This is a genomic window from Mariniflexile fucanivorans, from assembly GCF_004341235.1.
Classification (GTDB): Bacteria; Bacteroidota; Bacteroidia; order Flavobacteriales; family Flavobacteriaceae; genus Mariniflexile; species Mariniflexile fucanivorans.
On record NZ_SLUP01000008.1, the window covers coordinates 26,228 to 44,424 of the forward strand.

Sequence of the window (18,197 nt, forward strand, 5' to 3'; positions counted from 1 at the left end):
ATATAATTAATTCCAAGTCTAGTTTTAAAAACTAAAAACCACTTTGTAAAAAAACAAAGTGGTTTTAGTTCATTTTAAGTAGATTGCTTCACTGCGTTCGCAATGACGTTTCTATTTTATCATCTCGTAGCTACGTTTTATAAACTTGGTAAGTTCTTCACCTTTAAGTAACCCTTGCGATAAACGAGCTAAATCTAAACTTTGGTTAATTAAACGCTCTTGTTTAGGCTTGGTTTTGGTTTCTAAAATTTCGCCGACCAATTTAGAATTTGTGTTTACCACCAAATTGTACATTTCTGGCATATTACCAAACATATTCATGCCACCACCGCCAGTTGCTTGCATTTCTTTCATTCGGCGCATAAATTCTGGTTGCGTGATGATGAAAGGCGATGCTTCACTATCCATAGCTTCTAATTGAATCATGAATTTTTCTGAAGGAATCACTTCTTTCAATAACGTATCAAGTGCTGTTTTTTGTTCTTCGCTAAGCTTAGAAATGGCATTTTCATCTTTCTTGATTAAATTATCAATATGATCGCCATCAACACGTGCAAACGAAATGTTCTCTTTTGTGCTTTCTAACTTTTGGATTAGGTGCGATACAATAGGAGAATCTAATAATAAAACCTCATAGTTTTTCGCTTTAGCCGATTCAATATACGCATGTTGTGCATCTTCGTTTGAAGCATAAAGAATCACTAATTTACCATCTTTATCGGTTTGGTTTGCTTTTATTTTATTGAATAATTCATCATAAGTATAAAACTTACCATCAACCGTTGGGTATAACGCAAAATCGTTGGCTTTTTCAAAGAATTTTTCTTCGGAAAGCATTCCGTATTCAATCACAATTTTAATATCGTTCCATTTTGCTTCAAAATCTTCACGGTTATTGTTGAATAACGATTTTAATTTATCGGCAACTTTTCTGGTAATGTAAGATGAAATCTTTTTAACAGCACCATCGGCTTGTAAATACGAACGCGAAACGTTTAATGGAATGTCTGGAGAATCAATGACCCCACGAAGCATAGTTAAAAATTCAGGAACAATACCTTCTACATTATCGGTTACATACACTTGATTTTGATACAGTTGAATTTTATCTTTCTGCATTTGCATATCCTGACCCAATTTTGGGAAATACAAAATACCAGTTAAGTTGAACGGATAATCTACATTTAAGTGAATGTTGAACAATGGCTCTTCGAACTGCATAGGGTACAATTCGTGGTAGAAATCTTTATAATCTTTGTCTTCTAAATCGGTAGGTTGTTTGGTCCATGCCGGATTTGGATTATTTACAATATTATCAACCGTAATTTTACGTTGCGGTTCTTTGGTTTCTTTACCATCTTTATCGGTAATGGTTGCTGGTTCATGCTCAGGATCGTTTATTTCCTTAGTTCCAAATTTAATTGGGATAGGCATAAATTTATTATACTTTTGAAGTAACGCGCTAATACGAGATTCTTCTAAAAATTCGGTAGAATCTTCAGCAATGTGAAGAATAATTTCGGTACCCCTTTCTGTTCTATCTGAAGCTTCCAAAGTGAATTCTGGTGAGCCATCACAAGTCCAGTGTGCAGCAGGTGCATCGGTATGCGATTTTGTGATAATTTCTACTTTTTCAGCAACCATAAATGCAGAATAGAAACCAAGACCAAAATGACCTATAATGCCAGAATCTTTAGCTGAATCTTTGTATTTATCTAAAAATTCTTCAGCACCAGAAAAGGCTACTTGGTTAATATATTTCTCTACTTCTTCAGCAGTCATACCTAATCCTTGGTCAATCACATGAAGTTTTTTGCCTTCTTTATCAATTTTAACTTCAATTTTTGGAGTGCCATATTCCGATTTAGATTCGCCAATACTTGCTAAGTGTTTTAGCTTTAATGTGGCATCGGTACCATTACTAATCAACTCACGTAAAAATATTTCGTGGTCGCTGTATAAGAATTTTTTAATGAGTGGGAAAATGTTTTCTACTGAAACATTAATACTTCCTTTTGTCATAATATAATTGTTTTAATTTTTCATTCCTTTTAATCCCGATAGCTATCGGGAGGGAATCTGATTAATTTATAGTTTTTATTTACTTTGAAATGAATAGTCAAAAAAAGTACCAAGACTGAAAAGGTGACAAACTGACATTAATTATAGCCGATTCATGATTTATGAATTCCGGTTTTCGATTTTGAAAACTGTTTTGGTATTATTACTTTGAATTTGGAATTTCAATATTAAATTTTGTACTTTGTAATACAAATAATTAGAAAAAAATGTACAACTCAAAAATAATAGGATTAGGTAAATATGTGCCAGAAAACGTGGTAACTAATGATGATTTATCTAAAATGATGGATACCAACGATGCTTGGATACAAGAACGTACTGGTATACAAGAACGCCGTTGGATAAAAGAAGGAACTGATGATACTTCGGCGACTATGGGTGCAAAAGCAGCTAGAATTGCTATTGAACGTGCTGGTTTAACGAAAGATGATATCGATTTTATTGTGTTCGCTACTTTAAGTCCCGATTATTATTTCCCAGGTTGTGGTGTTCAAATTCAAGATTTGCTCGATATGCCAACCGTTGGCGCTCTGGATGTAAGAAACCAATGTTCTGGTTTTGTGTATGCTATTTCTGTGGCAGACCAATTTATTAAAACCGGCATGTATAAAAATATTTTGGTTATTGGTGCTGAATACCATAGCAACGGGCTAGATAAAACAACGCGTGGACGTGGCGTTAGTGTTATTTTTGGAGATGGGGCAGGAGCTTGTGTTTTAACGAGAGAAGAAGATAATAAAAAAGGAATTTTATCAACCCATTTGCATAGTGAGGGTAAATATGCCGATAAGTTGGTTGTGGCGTCTCCAAGCATTAAACATTGGGTGCCAGAAATTATTGAAGCCGGAGAAGAAGATATTTCCTATTACCCCTATATGGATGGCACGTTCGTATTTAAGCATGCGGTTGTTCGGTTTAGCGAAGTTATTGTGGAAGGCTTAGAAAAAAATGGTTTACAGAAAGAAGATATTGATATGTTAATTCCGCATCAAGCTAATTTGCGTATTGCTCAATTTATTCAGAAAAAGTTTAGGTTAAGCGATGACCAAATTTTTAATAATATCATGAAATATGGTAATACAACAGCCGCATCTGTAATTATTGCGCTTACCGAAGCTTGGGAGGAAGGTAAAATTAAAACAGGCGATAACGTAGTGCTTGCTGCTTTTGGTAGTGGCTTTACGTGGGGAAGTGTTATTATTAAGTGGGCTTAATTACTTAAATTATAGTTTTAAAACAAAAAGCCCGAAACTCTATGCTTCGGGCTTTTCTAGCTATTAATCAACTTCAATTAACACTTAACTATTTGAAGAATCTATAATATAAGACGTAAAACATTAAAAAACATTGCAACTAGTTTTGTATTTAACTCATTTTTAACATTTTACATAAAAAAAACTCGAATGTTTCCATTCGAGTTAATTATTATTTATACAAATCTTTATGCCGAAATTTTTTATGTGAAGGTGACTAACTCTTAAAATAATTATTTTCTCGTTGGCTAAATTGTATGTTGCTATAACGTATTGGTATTGTGTTTATTGTGTCAAAATTTAATTTTTTTAAATTAAAATTAAATCTAGCGTGTTGTATTTTTGAAAACACATATTTTTAAATTAAACTATTTTTAAAATGAATAAAAAAACATTAGTGCTTGGAGCCTCATTAAACACTTCTAGGTATTCAAATTTAGCCATACAGAAACTTGTGAATCATAACATTGAAACAGTTGCTATTGGGTTGAAACCTGGAGAGGTTAAAGGTGTTTCAATAAATACTACCATGTTCCCATTTGAAGATTTGCATACAGTAAGCTTGTATCTGAATGCTAAAAACCAGCAACCGTATTACGATTATATTGTTTCACTAAAACCAAAGCGTGTTATTTTTAATCCTGGAACCGAAAATCCTGAGCTTTATAAAATTTTAAGGGAGAATGCTATTCATTTTGAAGGAGCATGTACGTTGGTATTACTTTCTACGAATCAATATTAATCCTAAAAAGGTAAGCAATCCGTTTAAGATTAAAATAAAGAATCCGAATTCAAAACCAAACCATTTGGCACTATTCACACTTATAATATAAGATAAAATAGGAGATACAATGGCTATTATTGGTACCAACTTATCTCTAACCTGCCATTTAGTAAACAGCCCGAAACTGTAAAGTCCTAAAAGTGGCCCATAGGTGTAACCCGCAAAAACAAAGAGTTTTGCAATAACACTTTCATCTTTAATAATATATTTAAAGGCAACAATTACTAATATTAATAACAGCGATATAACTATATGAATTCGTTTCCTTATCCTAATTTGTTTCGGCTTATCATATTTCTTTTCAATATCTAAAATATCAATGCTAAAGGAAGTTGTTAAAGCCGTTAAAGCACTATCAGCGCTACTATAGGCAGCAGCAATTAAACCAATTAAAAAGAAAATAAAAATACCAACACCTAGATGATTTTTTGCAAGTAAAGGGAACAGTTCATCTTTATGGGCATCAATACCCAGTTGTTGTGCATAAACGGTTAAAAGTAAACCTAAACTTAAAAAAATAAAATTAACAATGGTTAAAACAATAGTGAACCAGAACATATTTTTTTGTGCGTCTTTAAGCGATTTACATGTTAAGTTTTTTTGCATCATATCTTGGTCTAAACCTGTCATCACAATGGCTATAAACGCACCAGAAATAAACTGTTTCCAAAAGTAATTACTTGATTTAAAATCATCGAAAAAGAAGGTTTTCGATAAATCGCTATCTAAAACATAGCCTAAAAGGTTTCCTCCGCTTATGCCTAAATCTGTACTTACATAATAAATGGAAACACCAACTGCTATAAGCATGAATAAGGTTTGTAGCGAATCGGTCCAAATAATGGTTTTTATACCCGATTTAAAAGTGTATAACCAAATTAAAGCTACCGTAATAGTTACGGTTTGCCAAAATTCGATACCTAATTCATCAAATAAAATAATCTGTAATACGTTGGCAACCAGATACAATCTAAAACTAGCGCCAACAACACGAGAAATTAAAAAGAACGAAGCCCCAGTTTTGTAAGCATAATTTCCAAAGCGCTCTTCTAAATACGTGTAAATAGAAGTTAAATTAAGTTTGTAATATAAAGGAAGTAAAACGGTTCCAATCACTAAATATCCTACTATATAACCTAAAACAACCTGCATATAGCTAAATTGTGAAGCTTCAATCCAACCAGGAACTGATATGAAAGTAACTCCAGACAAAGAGGCTCCAATCATTCCAAAAGCAACCACATACCAAGGAGCCGATTTGTTTGCCTTAAAAAAAGCATCGTTTGAATCTTCTTTTCCAGTAAAAAACGATATCAGAATTAATACCCCAAAATAGGCGGCAATAAGTAGAATTATTTGTGTTGGGCTCATAAATTTATATTATGCTGCCAAAATACAAAAATTGTTTGCAGTCTTTGGTTTTAACAACTACATTTTATTCTTTTAGAAAGGCTTCTTTTAATTGTGCCAAAAGTGTTAAATTCGCAGCTATGGAATTTTCATCAAAACTACTTGAACGTGCTGTTAACGAAATGTCGCAATTACCAGGAATTGGTAAGCGCACTGCTTTACGTTTAGTGTTGCACCTGCTTAAGCAGCCTAAAGAGCAAACTACCGCTTTGGCAGAAGCGTTGCAAACCATGCGAAATGATATCAAATTTTGTAAATCATGCCATAATATTAGTGATGTTCAGTTGTGTGAAATTTGCTCAAATCCCAACAGAGACGAAACGCTGGTTTGTGTTGTTGAAGACATTCGCGATGTAATGGCTATTGAAAATACCAGTTCCTTTAAAGGTCTGTACCATGTTTTAGGCGGAAAAATTTCACCTATGGATGGCATAGGGCCACACGATTTAAACATTCTTTCCTTAGTTAATAAAGTAAAAGAAGGCAAAATAAAAGAACTCATATTCGCATTAAGCTCCACTATGGAAGGTGATACCACCAACTTTTATATTTTTAAACAAATTAAAGATTACAACGTGTTTACATCTACTATAGCCAGAGGTATTTCGGTTGGAGATGAATTGGAATATGCCGATGAAATTACACTAGGAAGAAGTATTGTGAATCGCGTACCTTTTGAATCTTCTTTAAAACTCTAACTACTGTTTGAAGTTATCCGTTGTCATACTAAACTATAATGTGCGCTACTTTTTAGAGCTATGTATAAAAAGCGTAGAAGCTGCCATCACAACTCTTGATGCAGAAATCATAATAGTTGATAATAATTCTGAAGATGATAGCTGCCAAATGGTAAAGGAGCTTTTTCCTGAAGTCATTCTTTTAGAAAACAAAGAGAATTTCGGTTTTTCAAAAGGAAATAATATGGGAGTTTCAAAAGCAAAGGGTGAATACTTATGTATTTTAAATCCAGATACAGTCGTTGCTGAAGATACTTTTATTTCTATTTTGAAATTTGCCGATAACACTACTAACTTAGGAATTATAGGATGCAAACTCATAAATGGTGTGGGCACTTTTTTACCTGAAAGCAAACGTAATATTCCTTATATAAATGCAGCTTATAAAAAATTGTTAGGAAATTCAGAAGCCTATTATGCCACTCATTTAACTGAAAATGAAACAGGTAAAGTTGATATATTGGTTGGTGCTTTTATGTTGATGAAACGAGATTTATACCTTAAAGTAAAAGGTTTTGATGAAGATTATTTTATGTATGGAGAAGATATCGATTTGTCATATAAAGTTTTGAAATCTGGTTATCATAATTATTACTACGGCGCCACTTCGGTAATTCACTATAAAGGAGAAAGTACTTTAAAAGATAAGCATTATGCACGCCGTTTTTATGGGGCTATGCAAATATTTTATAAAAAGCATTTCAAAAAAAATGTATTGTTCGATATGTTTGTTTGGGGTGGCATACGGCTTGTTTATTTATTTAGAAAAGTGCCAGTAAACAAAGTGAAGTATGTAAGTGGATATGTTTTAATTTCAGATAAGATGAATGATAGCATCCAAACAGTTTTGCCAAAAAAGATAAGGTTACAATCTAATTTGGATAATCTTGAAAACAACACAGAAGTAATTTTTGATGCTCATCAATTAAGCTATAAAGAAATTATAACCATGATAGAAGCTGTTAAAAAAGGTAAATCAATTACTTACAAGATATTACCGCAAAATGCTAATTTTATACTTGGAAGCGACAATGCCATTAGTCGAGGTGAAGTCATGATTTTGAATTAGTTTATTATAAAAAATCTAAGGAAATCAATGTTTTTTAAGTAATTTTGCAAGCGTAAATTAAAAAACAAGTATTACGTTATTGATATGGCAAAGTTTGAGCTTAAATTACCCAAAATGGGAGAAAGTGTTGCAGAAGCTACTATAACATCTTGGTTAAAAGACGTTGGAGATACTATAGAACTAGATGAAGCAGTTTTGGAAATCGCCACTGATAAAGTGGATAGCGAGGTTCCAAGTGAAGTAGATGGTATTTTAATTGAGAAATTTTTTAATGAAAATGATGTTGTTCAAGTAGGACAAACCATTGGTGTTATTCAAACGGATGGAGATGACAATGATAATTCAGACGAAGATTTTGAATTACCATCAAACGAATACCCTCAAGATGAGGAATCTGTAGTTGAATATGTAAATAAATCTATTGCTGAAGCTCAAGAAACAGTAGCACCATTAGCTTCTAGCGAAGACCGTTTTTATTCACCCTTGGTTAAAAACATAGCAAAGGAAGAAGGCGTTTCACAGCAAGAATTAGATAATATTGTAGGTTCAGGTGTCGATAATCGTGTTACTAAAAACGATATTTTAAATTATATTCAAAATAAAGGTGGTCAAACAGAAGTAACACCTCCAAAAATTGAAGCTCCAGTTTTAGAAACCATTCAACAAGAAAAACCAAAATCAACACCAACGCCTGTTATTGTGAGTGGTGAAGACGAAATTATTGAAATGACCAGAATGGGCAAACTTATTGCGCATCATATGGTGGAGTCGGTACAAACATCGGCGCACGTACAAAGTTTTATTGAAGCTGATGTTACTAAAATTTGGAATTGGAGAAATAAAGTTAAAGATGCTTTTCAAAAGCGTGAAGGTGAAAACTTAACCTTTACACCTATTTTCATGGAAGCGGTTGCCAAAGCACTTCGTGAATTCCCAATGATGAACATTTCTTTACAAGGCGATACCATTGTTAAAAAGAAAAATATCAATTTAGGAATGGCAGCATCACTTGCCGATGGAAATTTAATTGTGCCTGTTATCAAAAATGCAGACCAACTTAATTTGGTGGGTATGACAAAACAGGTGAATGATTTGGCAAATCGAGCTAGAGCAAATCAACTAAAACCAGACGATATTCAAGGTGGTACCTACACGGTTACCAATGTAGGAACTTTTGGTAGCCTTATGGGAACACCAATTATCAGTCAGCCACAAGTTGGTATTTTGGCATTAGGTGCCATTCGTAAAGTGCCAGCAGTTATTGAAACACCAGAAGGTGATTTTATAGGTATACGTTACCGCATGTTTTTATCGCATTCTTACGACCATCGTGTAGTAAATGGCGCTTTAGGCGGTATGTTTGTCAAAGCCGTTAAAGATTATTTAGAGGCTTGGGATAGTAATAGGGAAATATAATCTTAACCCGTCAGTTGTAATTATTTCTAAAGCCAATTTTATACTTAATTGTCATATTGAGTATTTCGACTGCGCTCAGTACAGGCTCTGTCGAAATGCAACTTTTTATAAAGTCTTCGACAAGCTCAGACTGACATTTAGATTCTAATTGGCTGTAAAGTTGGAAGTAAAAAAAATATTCCAATTAATTTTCATTTAATTACGCCCAACGAGTTAATCGTAATCATTATAAATGTTAAAAACCTAACCTCAAACGGTTGGGTTTTCTTATTTTTGTAATTGTCTATTTTTAAAGACAAATTATTTAACAGAAAATAGAATTAATGAATTTAAACCTAACAAAACCCATCTGTTTTTTCGATTTAGAAACAACAGGTGTCAATATAACAACCGATAGAATAGTTGAAATAGCTATTTTAAAAGTACATCCTAACGGAAAGGAAGAAAGTAAAACATGGGTAGTAAACCCTGAAATGAAAATTCCAGATGAGGTTATTGCCATTCACGGCATCAGTAATGAGGATGTAGCTGATAAGCCAACGTTTAAAGAAATAGCCAAAGATGTTTATAATATGATTAAAGATTCCGATTTAGGAGGCTTTAATTCAAACAGATTCGATATACCATTATTAGCTGAAGAATTATTAAGAGCTGAGGTCGATTTCGATATGAAAAACCGTGTAGCTGTAGATGTGCAAACCATTTTTCATAAAATGGAACAACGTACTTTAAGTGCCGCTTACAAGTTTTATTGTAATACAGAATTGGAAGGTGCTCATGGTGCAGAAGCAGATACCAGAGCAACTTACGAAGTGTTAAAAGCACAAATAGCTAAGTACGACGAAATAGAAAACGACACGAAGTTTTTAGCAGAATTCAGCTCAAGAAAACAATTTGCAGACTTTGCAGGTTTTATAGCTTTCAATAAAAAAGGTGAAGAGTGTTTTTCTTTTGGAAAGCATAAAGGCAAATTAGTAACCGAGGTTTTAGAAAGTGAACCTGGATATTTTGGGTGGTTGTTAAATGCCGATTTTCCGTTGTACACCAAAAAGGTGTTAACCGCTATTAAACTTAGAAGTTTTAATAATAAGTTAGGGTAAAATAAGACCTAAATTTGAAGACAAATGTATGTAACGCGAAAAGATTCAACAGATAAAAGGCACCTTAGATAATCCTATAAAAAATATATTTACGGGATAACAGTAACAAAAAATTACCATATTCTGACATTTTTTTGCGTGATATAAGTAATAAAAGTTGCTATATAACACGCTGTGCGCCATTATGAAAAACATCCAGCCATAAATTGAACAATTATTTTCAAGACATCGAATACCATTTGATAAAACACCTTTCGGAAACCAAAGAAAGGATGTTAATTGCTGTGGCTTGGTTTACAAATCAAAATATTTCGAATGCTTTAATTCGACTGAAAGATGTTAATATTGACATTATAGTAGATGACAATAAAGTGAATCGTGAATCAATAGCTATCAAAAATTTGCAGAATAACACAATACAAATCTCATTCATTAAAGACTTACAAAAGAACTATTATTCAATGCATAATAAATTCTGTGTAATTGACAATAAAACAGTTTTAACAGGTTCATATAATTGGTCAAAAAACGCAAATACAAACGATGAGAATTTAGCCTTTATTTCTGATAAGGATATTGCTACAAGTTACAATATGGAATTCAGCAAAATAAAGAACAAAAAATATAAAATAGACAGAATTTCATTTTCAAAAAAAGAGGTAGAACAATTAGTAAGCCTCATTGAAAAAGGACTTATCAGCTTACTCAAAGCGAATCGTGAAAGTTTGGAAACTGGAATGTTTAACGAATGGACTGACAAAAAAATCAAAAACCAAATTCGTGGAATTAGTGAGAGAGTTCACAACACTGTCAAAGACAAAGTAGGTTCAATTGGAATTTATTCAGATTTAATAGCTAAATATGGAATTGAATTTAATTATTTGGCAACTGAAGAGGAAAAAGCCAACTCTCGACATAAATATTCAAAAGAAGGAATTGACAAAATAGAACACTATTTAAACATTGATTTTCAGTTATTAAAAATTAAAGCTATAGATAAAATCGTATCTAAATATCAAGAACTGGTTAAAACAAAAACATCCAGAGAGGAAACGAGAAAGATATTAGAAATGGTTAATTTTATAATAAAAGAGAAATTATTTATTAATAATCAGTTAAAAAACAACCTGAATTGAAAAAATAACGTCACACAACATGCATAAGTAAAAAAGAATAAATCTTACATCCAATAACCAAAATCAAAATCATAAATTTGTAGGATAAGAAAATGACTGTGGGTTGGAAACTGACCATTACAAACAAACCCGCGTTAGGGATTGCAGTGGAAAGCCCACAGCGACCCCGACGCTTCGGGGGAGCGAGGACTTGTAACGTAAAGCCCGACCTTTTGTGATCCTGCAAGGTTTTGAAAACCTTGTAGGTATGAGCAAAAGGTAACGCCCAAATTAAAATTTATAGAATGAAAATAATTTGCATCGGTAGAAATTACACCGAACATATTAAAGAATTAGAAAACGAAAAGCCAACAGATCCGGTTATATTTTTAAAACCAGACACGTCTATTCTATTAAAAAAACAACCGTTTTTTATCCCTGATTTTTCAAACGATGTACATTATGAAGTGGAGATTTTGGTTAAAATAAATAGAATAGGGAAGCATATCGATAAGAAATTTGCCCATAAATATTATGAAGAAATAGGCTTGGGAATCGATTTTACAGCACGCGATGTGCAAAGCGACTTAAAAGCAAAGGGGTTGCCTTGGGAAAAAGCAAAAGCATTTGATGGTTCGGCGGTAGTTGGTAAATGGTTGCCAGTTTCAAGCTTTAAAGATGTGGATGCGATTGAGTTTTCTTTAAAAAAAAATGATAATATTGTACAATTAGGAAATACAAGCCACATGCTTTGGAAAATTGATGAATTAATAGAATATGTGTCAAAATATTTTACTTTAAAGATAGGAGATATTATATTTACAGGTACGCCAGCAGGAGTTGGTAAAGTAGTTGCAAATGATAAGCTCAAAGGATTTATAGAAGATAAAGAAATGTTTTCAATAACAATTAAATAAAATGGAACAGCATTACAAATTATTTAGAGTACGTGAGTTAGCAGACAACGATGAAGATTTTATCGCAACATTAGCTGAAGCTTTTTTGGAAGAAGTACCAGAGGATGCAGAACGATTAAAAAAAGCAGTTGCTGCGAAAGATTATCATGATGCCTATCAGGCAGCACATAAAATGAAGCCGACCATCGATTTGTTCGAATTGGGAGTGCTTGATGTTTTAATTGAAGTGCAAGATTGGGGTAAATTTGAGAAAAGAGATTTAGATATTTCTTCTCAATTGGCTATTGTGCTTTCGGCGGTTGAAAATACGGTTGCCGAAATAAAGTCAGATTTTAATTTATAAATGTTAGCAGAAATAATCACCATTGGAGATGAACTTTTAATTGGTCAAGTAATTGACACCAATTCTGCATTTATTGCTAAGCATCTTAATAAAATAGGCGTATCTGTATATCAAATCACATCGGTTCAAGATGATAAAGAGCATATACTAAAAGCCTTAAAAGATGCCGAAACGAATGTAGATATCGTTATTCTTACAGGTGGTTTAGGGCCAACAAAAGATGATATTACCAAAAAAACCATAGCTGAATATTTTAACGATACGCTAGTAAACGATGCGTCCGTTATAGAAAATATCGAAGAACTTTGGAAACATTATACAGGTGGTTTATTACTTCAAGTAAATCGTGATCAAGCGCTAGTGCCTTCAAAAGCAAAAGTGCTCATGAACAAATTGGGTACAGCTCCAGGGATGTGGATGGAAAAAGATGATAAAGTATTTATTTCACTTCCAGGGGTACCTTATGAAATGAATGCTTTAATTGAGGAATCGGTTATTCCGAAGTTAAAAGAAAAATACAATTGCCCATATATTTTACACAAAACTTTATTGGTATATGGTATAGGTGAAAGCGCTTTGGCAGAACGTATTGAAGCTTGGGAAGATGCCTTACCCAAACACATTAAATTAGCCTATTTACCCAGTTTGGGTGTGATGAGGTTGCGTTTATCATCAAAAGGTTTTAATGTAAAAGAGGTTAAAGATGGCGTTCAAAAAGAAATAGACAAAGTACTTCCTTTAATAAAAGACGAATTTGCAGGTTTTGAAGAAGAAGATGGGTCTGTAGAAATTGTGATAGCTAAGCAATTAAGTAATCTTGGAAAAACATTGGCAACTGCCGAAAGTTGTACGGGCGGTATGATTGCTGGACAATTTACAACACATCCGGGTGCATCAGCTTATTTTAAAGGAGGCGTTGTAACCTATTCAACCGAATCAAAAATGAACGTTTTAGGGGTTTCTAAAACAGATATTGATACATTTTCCGTGGTAAGTTCACAAGTTGTAGAGTCTATGGCGAGTAATGCCATGCGATTATTTCAAACAGATTACGCTATTGCGACCACAGGAAATGCAGGTCCAACAAAAGGAGATTCTGAAGCCGAAGTTGGTACCGTTTATATTGCTATCGCTACAAAAAACGGTGTGTATTCCCAAAAATTCATGTTAGGAAATTATCGAATAAAAGTCATAGATAAGGCGGTAAATAAAGCCTTGGAAATGCTTCTAAAAGAAATTTTTAAAAATTGATAAAAAATAGGTTGTTGTAATACAAAGAATTTGTATATTTGCACCTCGATTTTAAGCAACAAGAATTTTAAAGTTATAAATAATGTCAAGAGTTTGTGAACTTACAGGTAAGAAGGCAATGGTTGGAAACAATGTGTCTCATGCAATGAATAGAACTAAACGCAAGTTTAATGCGAATTTAGTAAAGAAACGTTTTTACATTCCAGAAGAAGACAGCTGGATAACTTTAAAAGTTTCTACATCTGCTTTAAAAACTATTAACAAAATAGGTATTACTGCAGCAATTAAGGATGCAAAATCTAAAGGATTTTTAAAATAATAGCTGTATTTAATAAGTAAAAGAAATGGCAAAGAAAGGTAATAGAATACAAGTAATTTTAGAGTGTACTGAGCACAAAGAGTCTGGACAACCAGGAACTTCACGTTACGTAACTAAAAAAAATAAAAAGAATACGCCAGATAGAATGGAAATTAAAAAATTCAACCCTATCCTTAAGCGTATGACAGTTCATAAAGAGATAAAATAATAAGTCATGGCAAAGAAAACAGTAGCATCGTTACAAACATCTTCTAAAAGATTAACAAAAGCGATTAAAATGGTAAAATCACCAAAAACTGGTGCTTACATGTTTGTTGAGTCTATCATGTCTCCAGAAATGGCAGACGACTTTTTCAGCAAAAAGTAATATACCACTTTATAAAATACACAAAGCTGCTTTCTTTATTGAAAGCAGCTTTTTTATGTTTATATTTGAATAGTTTCTGATAAATTAGCAGTAAAAATTAATGGTAAGACTTTTGACATAATCATTTGGGCGTTACCACAAGTGTCGGGCTTGGAGTTTATCCTGAGCGTAGACGAAGGACTATCTTTTTAAAACGTCATTGCGAGAACGAAGGACGAGGCAATCTGCCAATTTCTAGTTCTAACAATGTTTTATTTAAAATGTTTTAAAAAGGACGCAGCTTCAAATGCTTAGCATTCACGAATGCATTAATTCAAAAATGTTAAATTATGAGTAATCCCTAACGCAAAACCGTAGCAACAAATAAACAACCAACGAATAAACGTTCAAACAATGAGTTTTTTTAAAAAAATATTTTCCTCAGAAAAAAAGGAAACCCTCGATAAAGGTTTAGAAAAAACCAAAACCACTTTTTTTGGTAAACTAAGTAAAGCCGTAGCTGGAAAATCTAAAGTAGATGACGAGGTTTTAGATAACCTTGAAGAAATATTAGTATCAAGTGATGTTGGTGTAAATACCACCCTAAAAATCATCGAGCGTATTGAAGCACGCGTTTCTAAAGATAAATATTTAGGAACCGACGAACTTAATACCATTCTTCGTGAAGAAATTGCAGGCTTACTAAGTGAAACCAATTCGGGAAATGAGTCCGAATTCACCATTCCTCAAGACAAAAAACCATATGTTATCATGGTAGTTGGCGTTAATGGTGTTGGTAAAACAACAACCATAGGAAAGTTAGCATACCAATTTAAAAAACAAGGACTAAACGTAGTTTTAGGAGCTGCTGATACTTTTAGAGCCGCAGCTATAGATCAACTACAAGTTTGGGCAGATAGAGTAGGTGTGCCTTTAGTAAAACAATCTATGGGATCTGATCCTGCTTCTGTGGCGTTTGATACTTTGAAAAGTGCAGTTACTCAAAACGCTGATGTGGTTATTATTGATACCGCTGGTCGTTTGCACAATAAAGTAAACTTAATGAACGAGCTTACTAAAGTAAAGCGCGTGATGCAAAAAGTAGTTGATGATACCCCTAACGATGTATTATTGGTTTTAGATGGCTCAACAGGGCAAAACGCTTTTGAGCAAGCAAAACAGTTTACAGCAGCAACCGAAGTTACGTCATTAGCTGTAACAAAATTGGATGGAACTGCAAAAGGCGGCGTCGTCATTGGAATTTCAGACCAGTTTAAAATCCCCGTAAAATATATTGGAGTAGGTGAAGGTATTGAAGATTTACAAGTATTCAATAAATTCGAGTTTGTCGATTCGTTTTTTAAGTAAAATTCCTGCGAAAGCAGGAATCTCATCAAAAAAATAGTTATCAATTGGAGGAGTGTTGTGTTGATTATTAGTCAATCAAAGCACTAATTTTCCCCCACAAATCATTATCAAAAGTAGAAAGGGCAAAATTCTCACCATCGCCAGCATCTCCCATTCTAATGATCACCAATTTTTTACTAGGTACAATATAGATTTTCTGATCATTTTTACCTAAAGCAGCATACATATCGGCAGGAGCATTTGGTATTAATTCACCATTAAATTCAATTTGAGTTTGTGGTAAATGGTAAGTCGATTTCCCATTAAGCCACCATAAATAGCCATAGGCTTTATTAATGTTTTGTGAGGTATTTGTGGCTTCATTTAAAAATGCTTCGGGTACAATTTGTGTGTTTTCCCATTTTCCTTTAGCAGATATCATCAAGCCAAAACGTGCCATACTTCGTGTATTGCTGCCATAAACACTTAAATCACCTAAATTCACCCAAAGTCCATTCATGCCAATTTTATCTCTAAGCTTGGTATTAAAATAGCTGTTCCAAGTCTGGTTACTTGCTGCTGCAACCACATCCTGCATTTTTACATATACATTGTGGTATGCCCATCGTGTACCCGCATCTGCAACATATTGTAAGTTTGAAGGAGAAACATCATCTCCTAAACTATCATCTAAACCAGAATTCATTGATAGTAAGTTTTTACAGGTAATTAGGTTTTCTTTCGCTAAAGGGGCACTCGTCCATCCTGTTCCTAAATAATCTGAAACTTTATTGTTTATATTTATCAATCCTTCTTCTTGAGCAATACCAGATACCGCAGTGGTTAATGTTTTTCCAGCACTAGCCCAATACCACGAAGCTGTTTTACTGTGACCATTGAAATAATCTTCACGAACAATTCTACCATTGTAAAGTATCATAAAACTTTTGGTATTTTTTTCTTCTAAAAAATCTAATAAAGGTTGCAGTTCACTCTCGTTCCATCCTAAATCAGCTATAGATTTTGTTTCCCAAGTTTCGGAATTTATTGGAGGAAAATAAAGTGTATCGTTTTCAACTGGTTCGTCTTTTGAACAATTAAAAAGCAACACGGTTACTATAAGCGGTAAAAAGTATAATCGTTTCATAGAGTAGGTTTTAGTATTTGGACACTCAAATATATAAAAGGTTTAATAAATAGAGTTAAAAAGTTGAAAGTTAAAAAGTTGGAGGTTGTTTTTCGACTATAAAACTCACAACTCAAAAATCGTTAATCTTAAATCGTTAATCTTAAATCATTCCGTATCTTTGCACACTTAAATTTTGGTATGAGAACGAAATCACTTAAAAAGAATAGGATTAATGTAGTAACGCTTGGTTGCAGTAAAAATGTTTACGACAGCGAGGTGCTAATGGGGCAATTAAAAGCTAGTGGAAAAGACGTTGTTCATGAAGAAGAAGGTAATATAGTGGTTATTAATACCTGCGGATTTATCAATAATGCCAAAGAAGAAAGCATCAATACCATTTTGGAATTTATGCAGAAAAAGGAAGATGGTGAAGTTGATAAAGTGTTTGTAACAGGTTGTTTAAGTGAACGATACAAAACAGATTTACAAAAAGAAATCCCAAATGTTGATGAATATTTTGGTACTACCGAATTACCAGGTTTATTAAAAGCCTTAGGTGCCGATTATAAGCATGAGTTGATTGGCGAACGTTTAACAACAACACCAAAAAATTACGCTTATTTAAAAATTGCTGAAGGTTGCGACCGTCCATGTAGTTTTTGTGCCATCCCATTGATGCGTGGAAAACACAAAAGCACCCCTATTGAAGAGGTGGTTATTGAAGCTGAAAAACTAGCAGCCAAAGGTGTTAAAGAACTTATTTTAATTGCACAAGATTTAACCTATTACGGATTAGATTTATATAAAAAACGTAACCTTGCTGAACTATTGGAAGCTTTGGTGAAAGTTGAAGGCATCGAGTGGATTCGTTTGCATTACGCATTTCCAACTGGGTTTCCTATGGATGTATTGGAGGTTATGAATCGCGAACCAAAAATTTGTAATTATTTAGATATTCCGTTACAGCATATTTCAGATTCTATTTTAAAAAGTATGCGTCGTGGTACAAACAAAGAAAAAACCACACAGTTACTTAAGGATTTTAGAGCTGCAGTTCCTAACATGACTATTAGAACGACACTTATTGTTGGGTATCCGGGAGAAACAGAAGAAGATTACCAAACCCTAAAACAATGGGTTAAAGACATGCGTTTTGAGCGCTTGGGATGTTTTACCTATTCGCATGAAGAAAACACGCATGCCTATAATTTAGAAGATGATGTACCAGAAGAGGTAAAACAAGAACGTGCTAATGAAATCATGGAAATTCAATCTCAAATTTCTTGGGAAATGAATCAAGCTAAAATAGGACAAACCTTTAGAGTCGTTATCGATAGAAAAGAAGGTAATTATTTTGTTGGTAGAACCGAATTCGATTCTCCAGATGTTGATAATGAAGTGTTGATAGACGCTAGTAAAACTTATATGAAAACGGGTGAATTTGCTACCGTTAAAATTACAGAAGCTGCAGATTTTGATTTGTATGCAGAAGTAGTGGTGTCACCCTGAGTACAGTCGAAGGGTTGGCTTGTGTGCAGAGGTTCTAACTTTTTCAAAACCCTGACGCTTAGTACTAAAA

Annotated in this window: 18 protein-coding genes; 15 read left to right on the top strand and 3 right to left on the bottom strand. The window is 33.4% G+C overall.

Annotation, left to right across the window (positions count from 1 at the left end):
• Positions 1 to 111: 111 nt before the first annotated feature.
• Entirely contained in the window at positions 112 to 2,022 is a 1,911-nt protein-coding gene (gene htpG / locus EV196_RS15420; protein ID WP_132218674.1) for a molecular chaperone HtpG, read from the bottom strand.
• Positions 2,023 to 2,288: 266 nt separating this feature from the next.
• On the opposite strand from htpG, the gene EV196_RS15425 reads away from it, so the two are divergent.
• Entirely contained in the window at positions 2,289 to 3,296 is a 1,008-nt protein-coding gene (locus EV196_RS15425; protein ID WP_132218675.1) for a 3-oxoacyl-ACP synthase III family protein, read from the top strand.
• A 418-nt stretch (positions 3,297 to 3,714) separates the two neighbouring features.
• Entirely contained in the window at positions 3,715 to 4,077 is a 363-nt protein-coding gene (locus tag EV196_RS15430) for a CoA-binding protein (RefSeq protein WP_132218676.1), read from the top strand.
• Here EV196_RS15430 and EV196_RS15435 read toward each other — a convergent pair.
• On the bottom strand, positions 4,054 to 5,490 hold the full coding sequence (locus EV196_RS15435; protein WP_132218677.1) for a sodium:solute symporter: 1,437 nt from the start codon (positions 5,488 to 5,490) through the stop codon (positions 4,054 to 4,056). The genes EV196_RS15430 and EV196_RS15435 overlap by 24 nt on opposite strands.
• A gap of 119 nt (positions 5,491 to 5,609) precedes the next feature.
• Between EV196_RS15435 and recR the strand changes: the two genes are divergently transcribed.
• From recR to ftsY, 12 genes are all read left to right on the top strand, one after another.
• Positions 5,610 to 6,227 (top strand): recombination mediator RecR, encoded by a 618-nt coding sequence (gene recR / locus EV196_RS15440; RefSeq protein WP_132218678.1) that lies wholly within the window; start codon positions 5,610 to 5,612, stop codon positions 6,225 to 6,227.
• Between the two features lie 7 nt (positions 6,228 to 6,234).
• Positions 6,235 to 7,335 carry a glycosyltransferase family 2 protein gene (locus EV196_RS15445; protein ID WP_132218679.1) on the top strand — a complete coding sequence of 367 codons (1,101 nt, stop codon included), beginning with the start codon at positions 6,235 to 6,237 and terminating at the stop codon, positions 7,333 to 7,335.
• A gap of 84 nt (positions 7,336 to 7,419) precedes the next feature.
• The gene (locus EV196_RS15450; protein WP_132218680.1) at positions 7,420 to 8,751 is read left to right on the top strand and encodes a dihydrolipoamide acetyltransferase family protein; all 1,332 of its coding nucleotides are present in this window, start codon (positions 7,420 to 7,422) and stop codon (positions 8,749 to 8,751) included.
• A gap of 323 nt (positions 8,752 to 9,074) precedes the next feature.
• Complete coding sequence (locus tag EV196_RS15455) at positions 9,075 to 9,851, top strand: 3'-5' exonuclease (RefSeq protein WP_132218681.1); 777 nt, start codon at positions 9,075 to 9,077, stop codon at positions 9,849 to 9,851.
• A 239-nt stretch (positions 9,852 to 10,090) separates the two neighbouring features.
• Entirely contained in the window at positions 10,091 to 10,987 is an 897-nt protein-coding gene (locus EV196_RS15460; protein WP_165876178.1) for a phospholipase D-like domain-containing protein, read from the top strand.
• Between the two features lie 284 nt (positions 10,988 to 11,271).
• Positions 11,272 to 11,883: a fumarylacetoacetate hydrolase family protein gene (locus EV196_RS15465; RefSeq protein ID WP_132218683.1), complete on the top strand. Its 612-nt coding sequence runs from the start codon at positions 11,272 to 11,274 to the stop codon at positions 11,881 to 11,883.
• A gap of 1 nt (position 11,884) precedes the next feature.
• Complete coding sequence (locus tag EV196_RS15470; RefSeq protein WP_132218684.1) at positions 11,885 to 12,226, top strand: Hpt domain-containing protein; 342 nt, start codon at positions 11,885 to 11,887, stop codon at positions 12,224 to 12,226.
• A complete protein-coding gene (locus tag EV196_RS15475) occupies positions 12,227 to 13,477 on the top strand; it encodes a competence/damage-inducible protein A (RefSeq protein WP_132218685.1) in 1,251 nt (416 codons plus the stop codon).
• 82 nt (positions 13,478 to 13,559) lie between these two features.
• A complete protein-coding gene (gene rpmB / locus EV196_RS15480; RefSeq protein ID WP_132218686.1) occupies positions 13,560 to 13,796 on the top strand; it encodes a 50S ribosomal protein L28 in 237 nt (78 codons plus the stop codon).
• Positions 13,797 to 13,821: 25 nt separating this feature from the next.
• Positions 13,822 to 14,004 carry a 50S ribosomal protein L33 gene (gene rpmG, locus EV196_RS15485; RefSeq protein WP_132218687.1) on the top strand — a complete coding sequence of 61 codons (183 nt, stop codon included), beginning with the start codon at positions 13,822 to 13,824 and terminating at the stop codon, positions 14,002 to 14,004.
• Between the two features lie 6 nt (positions 14,005 to 14,010).
• Positions 14,011 to 14,163, top strand: a complete 153-nt coding sequence (locus tag EV196_RS15490) for a DUF4295 domain-containing protein (RefSeq protein ID WP_132218688.1) — start codon at positions 14,011 to 14,013, stop codon at positions 14,161 to 14,163.
• Positions 14,164 to 14,556: 393 nt separating this feature from the next.
• Positions 14,557 to 15,510: a signal recognition particle-docking protein FtsY gene (gene ftsY, locus EV196_RS15495; protein ID WP_132218689.1), complete on the top strand. Its 954-nt coding sequence runs from the start codon at positions 14,557 to 14,559 to the stop codon at positions 15,508 to 15,510.
• Positions 15,511 to 15,577: 67 nt separating this feature from the next.
• Here the strand turns inward: ftsY and EV196_RS15500 are convergent, their stop codons facing one another.
• A complete protein-coding gene (locus EV196_RS15500) occupies positions 15,578 to 16,636 on the bottom strand; it encodes a serine hydrolase domain-containing protein (protein ID WP_132218690.1) in 1,059 nt (352 codons plus the stop codon).
• A 180-nt stretch (positions 16,637 to 16,816) separates the two neighbouring features.
• Here EV196_RS15500 and rimO point away from each other — a divergent pair, with 180 nt between their 5' ends.
• A complete protein-coding gene (gene rimO / locus EV196_RS15505; protein WP_132218691.1) occupies positions 16,817 to 18,127 on the top strand; it encodes a 30S ribosomal protein S12 methylthiotransferase RimO in 1,311 nt (436 codons plus the stop codon).
• The last annotated feature ends 70 nt before the right edge of the window (positions 18,128 to 18,197 follow it).

Coding starts and splice junctions, on each gene's coding strand:
- EV196_RS15475 (WP_132218685.1), top strand. CDS start 12,227: ATGTTAGCAGAAATAATCACCATTGGAGATGAACTTTTAATTGGTCAA.
- recR (WP_132218678.1), top strand. CDS start 5,610: ATGGAATTTTCATCAAAACTACTTGAACGTGCTGTTAACGAAATGTCG.
- rimO (WP_132218691.1), top strand. CDS start 16,817: ATGAGAACGAAATCACTTAAAAAGAATAGGATTAATGTAGTAACGCTT.
- EV196_RS15425 (WP_132218675.1), top strand. CDS start 2,289: ATGTACAACTCAAAAATAATAGGATTAGGTAAATATGTGCCAGAAAAC.
- ftsY (WP_132218689.1), top strand. CDS start 14,557: ATGAGTTTTTTTAAAAAAATATTTTCCTCAGAAAAAAAGGAAACCCTC.
- EV196_RS15430 (WP_132218676.1), top strand. CDS start 3,715: ATGAATAAAAAAACATTAGTGCTTGGAGCCTCATTAAACACTTCTAGG.
- rpmG (WP_132218687.1), top strand. CDS start 13,822: ATGGCAAAGAAAGGTAATAGAATACAAGTAATTTTAGAGTGTACTGAG.
- htpG (WP_132218674.1), bottom strand. CDS start 2,022: ATGACAAAAGGAAGTATTAATGTTTCAGTAGAAAACATTTTCCCACTC.
- EV196_RS15455 (WP_132218681.1), top strand. CDS start 9,075: ATGAATTTAAACCTAACAAAACCCATCTGTTTTTTCGATTTAGAAACA.
- EV196_RS15470 (WP_132218684.1), top strand. CDS start 11,885: ATGGAACAGCATTACAAATTATTTAGAGTACGTGAGTTAGCAGACAAC.
- EV196_RS15500 (WP_132218690.1), bottom strand. CDS start 16,636: ATGAAACGATTATACTTTTTACCGCTTATAGTAACCGTGTTGCTTTTT.
- EV196_RS15465 (WP_132218683.1), top strand. CDS start 11,272: ATGAAAATAATTTGCATCGGTAGAAATTACACCGAACATATTAAAGAA.
- rpmB (WP_132218686.1), top strand. CDS start 13,560: ATGTCAAGAGTTTGTGAACTTACAGGTAAGAAGGCAATGGTTGGAAAC.
- EV196_RS15450 (WP_132218680.1), top strand. CDS start 7,420: ATGGCAAAGTTTGAGCTTAAATTACCCAAAATGGGAGAAAGTGTTGCA.
- EV196_RS15435 (WP_132218677.1), bottom strand. CDS start 5,490: ATGAGCCCAACACAAATAATTCTACTTATTGCCGCCTATTTTGGGGTA.
- EV196_RS15490 (WP_132218688.1), top strand. CDS start 14,011: ATGGCAAAGAAAACAGTAGCATCGTTACAAACATCTTCTAAAAGATTA.